The organism is Actinomyces israelii DSM 43320 (assembly GCF_000711965.1).
In the GTDB taxonomy this organism is placed as follows: domain Bacteria; phylum Actinomycetota; class Actinomycetes; order Actinomycetales; family Actinomycetaceae; genus Actinomyces; species Actinomyces israelii.
In genome coordinates this window covers 1-12277 of the sequence record NZ_JONS01000070.1, presented here as the reverse complement: position 1 = coordinate 12277, position 12277 = coordinate 1, and the positions used below count along the sequence as shown (strand labels likewise).

Annotated in this window: 10 protein-coding genes, 2 tRNA genes and 2 pseudogenes; 7 read left to right on the top strand and 7 right to left on the bottom strand. The window is 70.6% G+C overall.

Features of this window, described 5'->3' with window-relative positions; translation table 11 throughout:
- Both O145_RS18750 and O145_RS14525 read left to right on the top strand, forming a co-directional pair.
- Window positions 1-215 (top strand): annotated as a pseudogene (locus tag O145_RS18750) (IS1634 family transposase); the annotation flags it as partial.
- Window positions 216-842: 627 nt separating this feature from the next.
- The gene (locus O145_RS14525) at window positions 843-1178 is read left to right on the top strand and encodes a hypothetical protein (RefSeq protein ID WP_156966813.1); all 336 of its coding nucleotides are present in this window, start codon (window positions 843-845) and stop codon (window positions 1176-1178) included.
- Window positions 1179-1826: 648 nt separating this feature from the next.
- On the opposite strand, the gene O145_RS14520 is transcribed toward O145_RS14525, so the two are convergent.
- From O145_RS14520 to O145_RS14515, 3 genes are all read right to left on the bottom strand, one after another.
- Entirely contained in the window at window positions 1827-2174 is a 348-nt protein-coding gene (locus O145_RS14520; RefSeq protein ID WP_156966812.1) for a hypothetical protein, read from the bottom strand.
- Window positions 2175-2495: 321 nt separating this feature from the next.
- A complete protein-coding gene (locus tag O145_RS17730) occupies window positions 2496-2624 on the bottom strand; it encodes a helix-turn-helix domain-containing protein (RefSeq protein WP_267489942.1) in 129 nt (42 codons plus the stop codon).
- 53 nt (window positions 2625-2677) lie between these two features.
- Window positions 2678-3790 (bottom strand): SGNH/GDSL hydrolase family protein, encoded by a 1113-nt coding sequence (locus O145_RS14515; RefSeq protein WP_043564256.1) that lies wholly within the window; start codon window positions 3788-3790, stop codon window positions 2678-2680.
- 1746 nt (window positions 3791-5536) lie between these two features.
- On the opposite strand from O145_RS14515, the pseudogene O145_RS20045 reads away from it, so the two are divergent.
- Together O145_RS20045 and O145_RS14505 are read left to right on the top strand one after the other, a co-directional pair.
- A pseudogene (locus tag O145_RS20045) lies at window positions 5537-6278 on the top strand (IS1634 family transposase); the annotation flags it as partial.
- A gap of 65 nt (window positions 6279-6343) precedes the next feature.
- The gene (locus tag O145_RS14505) at window positions 6344-6850 is read left to right on the top strand and encodes an EXLDI protein (RefSeq protein WP_229118607.1); all 507 of its coding nucleotides are present in this window, start codon (window positions 6344-6346) and stop codon (window positions 6848-6850) included.
- A 143-nt stretch (window positions 6851-6993) separates the two neighbouring features.
- Here the strand turns inward: O145_RS14505 and O145_RS14500 are convergent.
- From O145_RS14500 to rpmF, 3 genes are all read right to left on the bottom strand, one after another.
- Window positions 6994-7070: transfer RNA gene (locus O145_RS14500), tRNA-Pro, on the bottom strand.
- 52 nt (window positions 7071-7122) lie between these two features.
- Window positions 7123-7193: transfer RNA gene (locus O145_RS14495), tRNA-Gly, on the bottom strand.
- A gap of 65 nt (window positions 7194-7258) precedes the next feature.
- On the bottom strand, window positions 7259-7423 hold the full coding sequence (gene rpmF, locus O145_RS14490) for a 50S ribosomal protein L32 (RefSeq protein WP_043564254.1): 165 nt from the start codon (window positions 7421-7423) through the stop codon (window positions 7259-7261).
- A gap of 193 nt (window positions 7424-7616) precedes the next feature.
- On the opposite strand from rpmF, the gene O145_RS14485 reads away from it, so the two are divergent.
- From O145_RS14485 to cysE, 3 genes are all read left to right on the top strand, one after another.
- Window positions 7617-8342: an IMPACT family protein gene (locus tag O145_RS14485; protein ID WP_043564253.1), complete on the top strand. Its 726-nt coding sequence runs from the start codon at window positions 7617-7619 to the stop codon at window positions 8340-8342.
- A gap of 464 nt (window positions 8343-8806) precedes the next feature.
- Window positions 8807-9730, top strand: coding sequence for a cysteine synthase A (gene cysK / locus O145_RS14480; RefSeq protein ID WP_043564260.1), 924 nt, complete (start codon window positions 8807-8809; stop codon window positions 9728-9730).
- A gap of 202 nt (window positions 9731-9932) precedes the next feature.
- Window positions 9933-10508 carry a serine O-acetyltransferase gene (gene cysE, locus O145_RS14475; RefSeq protein ID WP_043564251.1) on the top strand — a complete coding sequence of 192 codons (576 nt, stop codon included), beginning with the start codon at window positions 9933-9935 and terminating at the stop codon, window positions 10506-10508.
- A 41-nt stretch (window positions 10509-10549) separates the two neighbouring features.
- On the opposite strand, the gene O145_RS14470 is transcribed toward cysE, so the two are convergent.
- Window positions 10550-11857, bottom strand: coding sequence for an alpha/beta fold hydrolase (locus O145_RS14470; RefSeq protein WP_156966810.1), 1308 nt, complete (start codon window positions 11855-11857; stop codon window positions 10550-10552).
- Between the last annotated feature and the right edge of the window lie 420 nt (window positions 11858-12277).

Sequence of the window (12277 nt, the reverse complement as noted above, 5' to 3'; positions counted from 1 at the left end):
AGGCGCACCTGACCGTGGTGATGGCCGCCCTGGCCGTAGCCCGCTACCTCCAGGACGCCACCGGGATCAGCATCGCCAGGATCGTGCGCGAGCTACGCAGCCTGCAGGAGGTCACCATCAACCTCAACGGCCACCACCTCGCAGCCGCACCGCGTCTGACCGACGCCGCTAACGACATCCTCACCGCCCTGAGCACCCCACCCCCGGCACACTAAGCGTCATGAGTCAGGCCCGATCTTGAGGGCCTGGACCATGCCGACCTCGCCGCGGCGGCTCTGGCCTGCGCGACGCGCCTGTCGCCGCTGTTCGCGGGGTTGGCGACGCGCAGCGACCCGCGGGGCTACGCCGACCTGCTGGCCGACATGTGGCAGCTGGTGGGGCAGGGTGCCCGGGATCTTCCCGAGCGGGCGGTCAACGACCTCGACTACCGCCTGGCCGCTTTCCCAGAGGCCTTCTGCGACAGCTCATACCTTCTGGACTACGAGGCCTGCAGCGTCCTGGGAGTCGGGTACGCGGCGCTACGGGTCCTGACGACGGCGGGCCGGAAGCCGCCCTGGAGTGCTGGGAGACGGCGCTGGTGCTGCTGGGCGGCCTGGGCGAGGAGCTCGACGACGAGGAGGCGCGGCTGGTCCCAGAGGCCCAGGAGCAGCGCCAGGTCCTGGCGCAGACTCGCGCGGGCAGGCGCCCGACAATGGGCTCATCCCTGGCCTCACCGACCGTTGAGGCGTTCCGTCAGGCCCTACCCGAGCTCGTCGCCAGGTGTCGTGCGCGCCAGGAGGAGCACCTGGCGGGCCCGGCCAGGGCCGGCATCGTCCCCGGCCGACTCACCGTCCCGTGCCCTGGTGGGGCCGATATCGGTCCTGGGCTGCCCGGTGGCCGGCGGGCGCCACAGCGCCCACCTGGCGGCGGCGCCGGTCCTGGTGGAGGTAGGCTGCGTGTTCGACGGTGAGGTCGAGACCGTGCCTCTGGGGGCGCCCACCGACCGGTTCGGGGCGGCACCCCGGGCGCGGGCGCTGCAGGCCGGGTCACCGGCCCAGGCGATCCAGGACGCGGCAGAGCGCGGGTTCGAAGTGGTCACAGCGTGGTATCGGTCCGAGGTCCTCGGGCAGGTGCAGGTCACGACCGTGGACGCGCCGGAGGCGCGCGTCCTTCAGACCAGCGTAGAGGGCTTCCTCTGAAGCGCCCCCTCAACGCTCCCGGCCGCGACGACCGGGCCCGGGTCGAGCGCGCGCTGACGGCGGCCGAGGAGGTGGCGGTCGCCGTCGGGCAGGGCCTGGGTGCGCCGTACTGCACGCTGGGATCGGAGGCGCCGTCACCCACTCCGGGCGAGCTGCGGGCGGGGGCGACCACGGTCGCAGGCCTTCCCCTGCCGTGGGCGTGGTGGCTGCCCACAGCGGGCGAGTACGCGCTGAGCACCAAGGAGGAGACCCGACTGCGGGACGCGGACACGCTCAGCTCAAAGGCAGCGGGCCCAGGGCTGTGGGGTGCGTACCTGGGACGTGCGAACGGGTCAGAGCACCCCACCCCCGGTAGGCGGCGCCCAGATGTCCTCCAGCACCCGGGCGAGCATCGCCCCGTCGCCCCGCACGGAACGAGAGTATGACACCGAACGCCGACTCCCCACCGCAGAGCACGAGCTCACACACGCCGTCCACAACGCCCTCCAAGCCCTGCGCACCAGCCCGAACACAGCCAGACACGACCCCGAGTCGTCCGCTCCGTACGCGCTCTCAAAGCCCCACAGGACGCGATCCGCATGTGCACAAAGACCAGCCCAGTGCGCAGCGGGAGGAGCCCCCATCATGTCTCAACCCGACCTCATCACCCTATGGAACGACTTTCTGGGATTTATAGAGTCGATCACCGGAGTCGACGGACTCTTCAAGATCCTCGCCTGCATAGGCCTTGTGGCCATCATCGCAGCGGTCGCAAAATGGGGACGGAACAAGAAGCGCGGTGGCCGCCTCATGACTGCTGGCCGCCATGTACGACCTCACGGATCTCACCGGGATGAGGGCCGAGAAGCCCAGGTCGACGTCCATGCCGACCTTCCAGATCCCCGCCGCATGGGTCGCACCTATCGGTGGGATCATCGCAGGAGCGTTCATCGGACCTGCCGCGTGACCACCGACGGGGCCCATCTCCCTCCTGCCGGCCCTCCTGGTCAGCTCCAAACTCAACGCCATCCATCCCTTCCGCGAGAGTAACGGCCGAACCATCCGGCTATTCCTGTCCTTGCCAGCCAACCGCTCCGGTTGGGACCCGCAAATGGCAGCACATCACCGCCGAGCGGAACCAACACGCCTGCGCCGCGGCGTTCTATGGCGATGAGGCTGCGCTGCAAGAAGTGATGCGGCGGATGGGGAGCCAGATCTAAAGATAGGCCAGATAGGCCCATTGTGGCGACTCTCATCCCAGGACTCCAGCCTCAAGGAGCAGGGCAGGGGACTTACTCCCCCATCGCAGCGCATCACCCAGCCTGGCCGAGGAAGGACCTACTCCCCCGGCGCCGGCAGCTCCCGCGCATTCACGTCGAGCTCCTCGGCGATGCGTTCCAGGGTTTGCAGGGTGAGGTTGCGTTCGCCGCGCTCGACGCTGCCCGTGTAGGTGCGGTGCACGCCCAGGACGTCGGCGGCGGGCCAGGCCAGCGTCGCGGCGCCGAGGGGCGGATCCTGGTCTAGGAGGCGGGGAAGACTGTGGTGGCGAAATCCTCCTTGCCCTGGTCATCGGTGACGACGGCGGTGACGGAGACCGCCTCATCGGCGGGGATCGTCACGCTGGCCCGGGTCCCGCTCAGCACCTCCTCAGTGCCATCGGCACGCTCGATGTACCAGTCGACGCCGACCACGGCCCCGTCAGAGTCGGTGGAGTCAGAGGCGTCCAGGGTGAGCTGGTCGCCGTCGCGAGTAATGACCGGGTCGGCCTCGGGTCGGGCATTGTCGGCTTGGGCGGTAGCGGCGGCGGCCATGACCGGGAGCGCGAACGCCCCCTGGGCCGCCCCTGTTCCCAGGGCGTCGACGACGGTGCCGGCCAGGGCTGTCTGCCCGTCGGCCGTGGGGTGGAAACGGCCATCGGAGAACAGCCCGTAGAACCAGGAGCCGCTTGGGCCGCACAGCTCGTGCCCGGCGAAGGAGCCGGCGGGGTCGGCGAAGGTATAGCCGTGGCGCAGGGCGGCGGCCTTGAGGGCGGTGTTGAGCTCGTTGGTCTTGGCTGTGATCCAGCGCTGGTCGACTTTCTTGACGCCCTCGCAGCGTCCGGGGATGATCCCGCCAACCCTTCCTTGGGAGGAGTAGAAGCTCGGGTAGCCCACGGCCACCACTGTCGCGTTGGGGGCGCGCGAGGCGATATCGCCCATGATCTGCTCGTAGCTGTGGATGCCGTCCTGCTCGCCGGTGCCGCCCAGGGCGTCGATGGCGGAATCAACCCGATCGGTTATCTGCTTGTCCCCGCTGCAGGTGATGAAGGGCAGGATCCTCCAACCGCCGATGCAGTCGCCGAGTACCTGGGCGAAACCGGCGTCGTTGCCGCCGATGGACAGGGTCACCACGCCAGTGGACTGGCTGAGGGCATCGAGCTGGGCGGGTTCGTCCCAGGCGGTCTTGGCCTGGTAGAGGTCACCCGTGCGGGCCCCGGAGCAGGCGTGGAAGGCCGGGGTGCGGCCGATTCTCTGGCCCACCAGCTGGGGGTAGGCGGCGGTGGAGCGCTTGCATTCGTTGCCGCCGTCGACGTCGGTGCCCGACTCATACGGGGAGACCCCGAAACCCGAGGCGTAGGAGTCCCCCAGCGCCACGTACTCACCACCGGGAAGCTCCGCCGAATACGCAGCAGGGCCCACATACAACGCGACCAGCAACACCATGATACTGCTCAGAAGTTTGATGCGGAAAACTCGATGACACCGCAACGGGCGGGAAGGGAAACGAGACAGACAGCTGAGCAGGTGGAGTGAACGAGACATACAGGGCTCCTCGGTGCTTCCTGGTTGTGCAGATATACGAATGAACTGCGTGGTGTTTCGCGGACAGGCCTGAAAGCCTGGTTGTCAGGCTGCTTGTCTTGTACGGTGGTGTCCTCCTCAACCTCGTTGGGAGTCTTGCACCTCAGGACGGAGTGGGATCGTTTCTGATCGTGTGCCGGGCTCGATCCTGGGGGCGGCGTCGTTGATGGCCTTGCCTCTTGCGGTGGTGGACCATCGGCGTGCGCCCTACTCGTTCTCGTTCCTTGAGGGCGGGCGCCCACGACTCGGCCCGGGTGCCCGCTCGGCGCACCGCGGTTCTTCCCTCCTGGAGTGCGGACGCCGTGGTTCGCCAGGTGGTCGGCGGGACTGGGTGGAGGTGTGCTGGGGCGCCGTGGCCCGGGGGGCGGGATGGATCGTCTTCTCTGTCGTGTGGGGGCGGTTGCGGGCTGCCATGTCGATTGCCTCGCGGATCAGGGATGTGCGCATGTTGTCCGCCATAGCATAACCCGCGACCTTCCTGGATGTGGAACAGCCCGGGGACGGTGGCCAGACAGGTCAGGCCCCTTCCCGGGTGCGGGTGCAGGCGCAGGGTCGGTCGACGGTGCTCTGCCTGTTGGGTGGGATGGGTCTCCGCCGGCCGTCCTCCGAGCCTGGCGTGCCCGTTCCTGAGCGTCCGGCCCTCCGTCCGGTTCATGCTGTTGTGCCCGGCCCTCAAGGGCTGGGGAGGCGGGTCCCTCGGCAGCGGTAGCGGGTCACGGGGGCGCGTCTGGCTCGGAAGGGCCCGATCCCGTCGTCGCGGATCTCCCGGCCGGGGAGGAACCGGCGTACGACAGTGCGTTTGTTCACCCTGGGTGGGGCCTGCTCGCCCAGCCACGATCCGCCGGAAAACGAAGTGGGCGACGTAGGAGAACGTGCGCTTGGACGCCCCGTGGTGGAAGCAGGGCGCACCATCGGCTGATCGCGGGGTTGACCTGCTTGAGCAGGTCTGCTGAGTGCGCGGTGCCGTGTTCTGCGGTTCAGTGTCCGGATCTTGTCCTTGATCGAGGACAGCGACTTCCTCGATGGGTGGGTGTGGACCCGGGTTCTGCCGCCGGTCCCCGTTCTTCTTACGGCACCGGACGCGCCATCCGAGGAAGTCGCCCACCCCTCATCGATGCGGGTCGGACGGGTCTTCTCCTGCCGGCGGGCGCAGCCCTGTGGGGAAGAGCACCTGCGGCCTCGCACCCGCAGTGCCCGGGCATCGCCGCGCAGCCCGTGCACGAGAATGACGAAGTCGTCCGCATGTCCGCATACGGACGAGCTTCATCACCGCGCCTGCGGCGCGCCGGTGCTCGGCGCGCTTCCAGTGAGGTCCCAGCGCGTCCCACCTGCGTTGGAAGTGCCGGGAGCCCTGGACTGCCGGGCTGCATGGGGTCACGAGGTCGCAAGCACCAGCCCCGCCACGCAGCCGCCGAGCCGACCTCGTGGCCCCAAACCACCAAAAACAGTCCGGAACAAGCCGCTTTCAGCCCAAAAACCCACGTCTGAGGTCTCTCAGGACGTGGGTTTGAGTGTCGAGTGTTTGGTCGGCCCAGCCCTATCGTGGGCTCGAAGACCACGAAGGCGCCCTACGACCTGGCCGAGCACACCCACTTCCACGGTGATGCTTACACCGACGGCCAGCTCATCGAGACCACCACCGCCAAAAGAGGCGTCAAGAGCGTAACGGGGCGCTCCAAGAGGCGCGATCGGCCCCCGTGGTCCCCCAGGACGATCCCGAGCACTGGCGGGTGGTGTGGCACTACAGCGCGAAGCGGTTCGCCCGCGACAACGCCACCTTGACGGCGCAGGAGAACAAGGCCAGGGCCGTCATCGACGGGGACGCCTCCTCCCGCCGCCCCAGGTTCGTCGCCGGCTCGCGCGGCGACCTGGCCCTGGACGAGGCCGCCCTGGCCCGGGCTCGCGCCGGGGCCGGCCTCAAGGGGTACGTGACCAACATGACCGCCCCCGGATGGGAGCGGGCGAGGTGATGGCCTCCTGCCGCTCCCTGTGGCACGTCGAGCAGTCGTGGCACATGTCCAAGCACGACCTGCGGGCCCGCCCGGTCTTCCACCACCAGCGTGACTCCATCGAGGTCCACCTGACCACGGTCATGGCCGCCCTGGCCGTCGCCCGCCACCTGCAGGACACCACCGGCATGTCCATCAAGCGCATCATCCACGCGCTCCAGCCGCTGCAGAGCGTGGAGGTCACCATCGCCGGGCACACCGTCACCGCCCAACCCCAGATCACCGCCGAAGCCGCCGACATCATCACAGCCGTCCAGCTCCCAGGGCACTAAAGTGGCACGAGTCAGGTATGTGGGTGGGCTTGACGAGCGTCACAAATATGCGTATAGTTATGATCATGCCCAGTAGAAACGTGTATGTCGCGGAAGACGACGTGAGCCTGTTCACCGAAGCTAGCGAGATCGCTGGTGGGCTGTCGGCGGCTGTCGCGGAGGCGCTCCGCGACTACGTGAAGAAGCACCAACGAGCGGGCGCGGGCTACGAGGAGATCGAACTCGCGCTGCGCACTGACGGCGTAGACCACAGGGTCACCTTCATGGGGCGACGCCTGGTCCGCGTCAGTCAACCAGCCCCCGAGGGGACCCGCATCGACACCGTCTACCAGACCGCCAAGAACCAGCTGGCTGTCGCCACCAAGATCCAGCGGAAGCTGCCCGACTGGGCCGCAGGCCAGGAGAACCTGTGGTCCCACCCCGAGACGTGGGATCGTGACTTCTGGGTCGCGGGCGACAAGACGATGGTCGTGTACCCCGACATTGAGCACTTGGGCCAGGTCGATGGCGCCTTGGCTGAACGCGTCGAATCAGCCCTCGCCATTCCCCCCTTCGAAGTCCTGGACATCTGACATGCCATCGGCCATCCCAGAGCGCGTTCTACCAAGACCTGCACTGTCGATCGCACAGCTCACAACGAGCCAAAACACCCCGGTTTCCATACAAAAACCCACGTCATGGGACGACCATGACGTGGGTTTGAGTGTCGAGTGTTTGGTCGGGGTGGCGGGATTTGAACCCGCGATCTCCTGCACCCAAAGCAGGCGCGCTACCAAGCTGCGCCACACCCCGTGAGAAACGAGCCGGGCCGCCGGAAGCCGGAGGCGGCCCGGCTCGATCAACGAGCGGGTGACGGGAATCGAACCCGCGCAATCTGCTTGGAAGGCAGAGGCTCTACCATTGAGCTACACCCGCATGAACAGGCCGACGACGGCTGACCGCGTCGGCCCGGTTAAAGGACCCCGGTAACCTCGGTAACCTCAGTACTCCAGGAGTCCGCTCTTGTAGGCCCTCACCAGCCGGCGGGGCACGGAGATCTCGCGCCCCGCGACGCGGATGGTGTTGAGCTCGGGCAGCTTGGCCTTCCACTGCGAGCGGCGGTTGCGGGTGTTGCTGCGGGACATCTTCCGCTTCGGCACTGCCATGAGCCCGCTCCTCTCAAAAGTCTGGGATCATCGGATCCGTCCAAAACTGGGCTGAGGGACACCATAACGGCATCGCCCGAGCCTGTTCCAGCCCGGGCGACCCGGCAGACGTGTGAGATCAGTCCCGGCCGCCCTCATCGGCCACGGGCGCCTCACGCGGCGCCCCGTCCGCCCCGCATGTCAGGATGGCCCCATGCCCGCCACCACGCCCGCGGCCGACGGCGCCTCCGCAGGCGCCTCGGACTCGTCCCGCTCGTCCGGCTCGCCGCTCACCCTGGCCCGGGGCGAGCAGCCCGAGATCGACCTGGAGGTCAAGCGCTCCCACTTCCTGGCCCGCGCCCTGCGCGCGGACGACGAGGAGGAGGCGCGGGCCCTCATCGCCGCGGTGCGCAGCCGCTACCCGGACGCCCGGCACCACTGCTCGGCCTACACCGTCCCCAGCCCGGGCGCCCTGCCGGTCGAGCGGTCCAACGACGACGGCGAGCCCCCGGGCACGGCCGGCCGGCCCATGCTCGAGGCGCTGCGGGCCACGGGCCTGACCGCGACCGCCGTCGTCGTCACCAGGTACTTCGGCGGGACCCTCCTGGGCACCGGCGGCCTCGTGCGCGCCTACTCGGAGGCGACCGCGCGCGCCCTGGCCGCGGCCAGGCGGGTCCGCCTGGCGACCCGCCACCTGTGGGACGTGCGGATCCCGGTGGCCGACGCCGGTCGGATCGAGGCGGAGCTGCGCGCGGCCAGCACGCGCGGGGGGCACGACCTCACCGTCGAGGAGACCGTCTGGGGCGCGACTCACGCGGTCCTCCTCCTGGCCACCGGCTCCCCCGACTCCACCGGCCTCGCCGAGCTCCTGGCCGCGACGACGGCGGGGGCCGCCGCGCCCCACAGCGCCGGGGTCCGCGTCGTCGAGCTGCCCGCGTGACCCGCGCGGCCCGGGTCGCGCGCAGTGACGCCCGGACACCTTGACACCCATGGGCACCACCGCAATACTGTCTGCGCCGCAGGCGGCGAGCCCCTTGAGGCGGCCAGCCGGACACGAGAGGAGGACCCCATGATGGCCAACGGCATCATGCGCGAGATGTCCTCCTGCTGTCAGTGCTCCCAGTGTCTTCAGTGTCGATAGGGCGCCTGGCCACGACACTGTGCGCGCGTCGCTGCGCGCATGCCCGGCGCTATGAGGCGGCACCCCGGCGAGGCTCTTCGCGTGACCGGCGCGCCTGACGGGTCCCCCTCCTCCACCGACGGCCGCGAACCGTCAATCGACCTCGCGCCCCATCCGGCGCCCCGGGCCCGCCGGCCCGTCCACCAGTCTTATCGGCCGCAGCACTCGCACACGGCCGGGCCCGCCCCGGCGGGACACCACGAGAAAGAAGCACCATGGCTTACATGGCTTACCTGTCCAACATCACCGAGGCCGTCGGCGGCACCCCGCTGGTGCGCATCAACCGCGTCGTCTCCGGCCCCGCCACGGTTGTGGCCAAGGTCGAGGCCTTCGAGCCGGCCGGCAGCGTCAAGGACCGCATCGCCCTGTCGATCGTGCGCGCCGCCGAGGCCTCCGGCGACCTCAAGCCGGGCGGCACGATCATCGAGGCGACCAGCGGCAACACGGGCGTCGGCCTGGCCATGGTCGGCGCGGCCCTGGGCTACAAGGTCATCATCACCATGCCGGAGACCATGTCGAAGGAGCGCCGGGCGATTATGCGCGCCTTCGGCGCCGAGCTGGTGCTCACCACCGAGGGCGGCGTCGCCGGCGCGGTCAAGCGCGCCGAGGAGATCCAGGCCGCCACCCCCAACTCAGTCCTGGCCTCCCAGTTCACCAACCCGGCCAACCCCCGGGTCCACCGCGAGACCACGGCGCGCGAGCTCCTGGAGCAGGCCGGCGACTTCGACGCCTTCGTGGCCGGCATCGGCACCGGCGGCACCCTCACCGGCGTCGGCCAGGTCCTGCGCGAGGAGCGCCCCGGCGTCAAGATCTTCGGCGTGGAGCCCGCGGAGTCCCCGCTGCTGGGCGAGGGCCGCGCCGCCCCGCACAAGATCCAGGGGCTGGGCCCGAACGTCGTCCCCGAGGTTCTCGACCAGGGCATCTGGGACGAGCTGCTGCACGTCCCGTCGGACGACGCCATCGTCTACGCCCGCCGCGCCGCCGCCGAGGAGGGCCTCCTGGTGGGCATCTCCTCGGGCGCGGCCCTGGCCGCCGCGGACATCCTCGCCCGGCGCCCCGAGCTCGAGGGCAAGACGATCGTCGTCGTGCTGCCCGACACCGGTGAGCGCTACCTGTCGACCCCGCTGTACTCCGAGTACCTCAACTGAGCCTGCTGGGCCGACCGGCTGCGCGACGCGAGTCCCCGCCCGTCGGCCTCCGCCACCCCCTGAGGCGGGCCGACCGACGGCGGCGCCCCGGGAACAGGGGCGCCGCCGTCGGCGTTGCCCCGCCGGCGGCGCCCGGGCCGCCGGCTCTCGACCGACTTCCGGGCAGTGCCGCCCGGCGCCGAGCCCAACACTGAGGAGCACCATGCACAAACCGAACCGTTCGCTGTGGACGCTGGCCAAGGAGGACCTGGCCACGGCCCGCAGACGAGACCCCGCCGCGCGCTCCAGCCTCGAGGTGGCCGTGCTCTACCCCGGCGTGCACGCCCTGTGGGCGCACCGCGCGGCGCACAGGCTGTGGCACTCGGGCCACAAGTTCGCCGCCCGCGCCCTGTCCCAGGCGGCGCGCAACGTCACCGGGATCGAGATCCACCCCGCGGCCAGGATCGGCAACCGGTTCTTCATCGACCACGGCATGGGCGTGGTCATCGGGGAGACCGCCGAGGTCGGCGACGACGTCCTCATGTTCCACGGGGTCACCCTGGGCGGGGTCTCGATGAACCCCGGCAAGCGGCACCCCACCATCGGCAACAACGTGCAGATCGGCGCGGGCGCCAAGGTGCTCGGCCCGGTGACGGTGCAGGACAACGCCAAGATCGGCGCCAACGCGGTCCTGGTGAAGAACCTGCCGGCCGATCACGTGGGCGTGGGCGTGCCCGCCCGCGTGCGCGACCCGCGCACCGACCCCGAGCTCATGATGGACCCGACCATCTACATCTGAGCCCGTCGGGCCCGCAGGGGCCGCGAGGGGTCCCGGAGGGCTCAGCGCACGACGACGCCGTCGGCGAGGTCCCGCAGCCTGCGGAAGACGGCTCCCCCGCTGGCGCGCGAGCCGTCGTGCTCGTACTCGCTGGTCACCCAGGTCCGCAGCCGCGGCATGAGGGCGGCGGTGGCCAGTGAGGTCTCCATGGGGACGTAGACGTCGTGGACGTAGACGGCCGCGGCCCCGGGCACGTCCGCGGCGCGCAGGGCGTCGGCGTCGTAGAGGCTCCCCCACTCGTGGGCGGCGAGCGCCTCGGCGACCTCAAGCCACGGCCGCAGGGTGGGGTCCTCCTCGAAGACGTCGCGCCCGACGTGCTCGCCGGTCAGCAGGGTCGGGTCGTCGAAGTCCGCGGGGCGCGCCCGGTCCGCGGCCCAGGCGGTGACGCCGCCGTCGGCCCAGCAGGACTCGTGGACGACGGCGTACAGCGGGTTGCGGCCGCCGAACGGCAGGGCGTCGGCCAGGTCGCAGCAAAAGGCCCAGGAGCCCGGCTCGCGCTCCAGGAGGTGGTGCAGGCGGTCCAGTCCCCCGCTGGCCCCCAGCATCGAGCCGAGCCCGCGCAGCCGCTCGGGGCCGACGGCGTCGCCGCGGCTGGTGCGCACCTCGCCGCGCCCGGCGGCCCGCATGAGCGCGGCCATGCGATCGCGGTCGGCCGGGTAGCGGGCGTAGAAGTCCTCGCTGCGCCTCCTCATGGCCGCGTAGGTCAGGGCGTAGACCTCGTCGATGCTGCGGCCGACGGCGGGCAGGCCCCCGGTGAGGAAGGCGGTGCCGACCGACTCGGGGTGGGCGGACAGGTAGCGCGTGACGCAGAAGCCGCCGAAGGACTGCCCCAGCAGGCTCCACCGCTCAATGCCCAGTCCCCGGCGCAGGTCCTCGCAGTCCTCGACGATCTCGTCGGCGCGCACGTGCGTGAGCAGGCGGGCCGTGGCCACCGGCCCTCCCCCGGCGTCGGGCCGGTCGATGGCCGTGGACAGGCCCGTGCCGCGCTGGTCCACCAGAAGGACCCGGTGGTGCTCCAGGAGCGCGCCGAGCCAGCCCAGGCCGGCGTCGGCCGACGGGCGCGGGGCCTCACAGCCCGGTCCTCCCTGAAGGAAGACCAGCGGCGGCTTGGCCAGCGGGTCGACGGCGGCGGACTCGGCCAGGCAGATCTCCCGGGTGTAGACGGTGATGGCGGCGGCGCCGCCCGGCAGACGGTCGCCGGCGCCGGAGCGGTCGAGCGGGACCTCGAGGCGGTGGTCACGGGTGAGCAGCCCCGCGGTCGCGCGGGACCAGTGGCCGGAGACGAGGCGAGATCGGGCGGAGGCAGTCACGAGCACCACTCTAAGGTCATTCCCTCTCGCGCGGGGCGGCAGTGCGAGCGGCGGTGGCGGCGCGGACCCCGCGCGCCCGGGACGACCGCGGCCCGTGGGCCGGGGTGGCGTCCCGGCCCACGGGCCCTCGTCATCGAGACCGCCGAGCCGGGTTCCCACTCCCGGCCGGTCGAGCCCCCTTCGCCGGAACGACCCACCAGGGCTCCCTTAGACCCTGGCGGCTCTCGCAAGCAGGCCCCTCACCGGGTTCCCCAACCCTCATGACCCGCCCCGTCCGGCGGCAGCAACCATGTAACCCGACCACCCTGGAGACTCACCCCCACCACACCTGGCAAAACCCTGAGAGCACCCCACCGCGCCGCACCGGCACAACCGACCCCGCACCGGAGGCGAACCGATCCCGACAAGAGACGGCGGCGC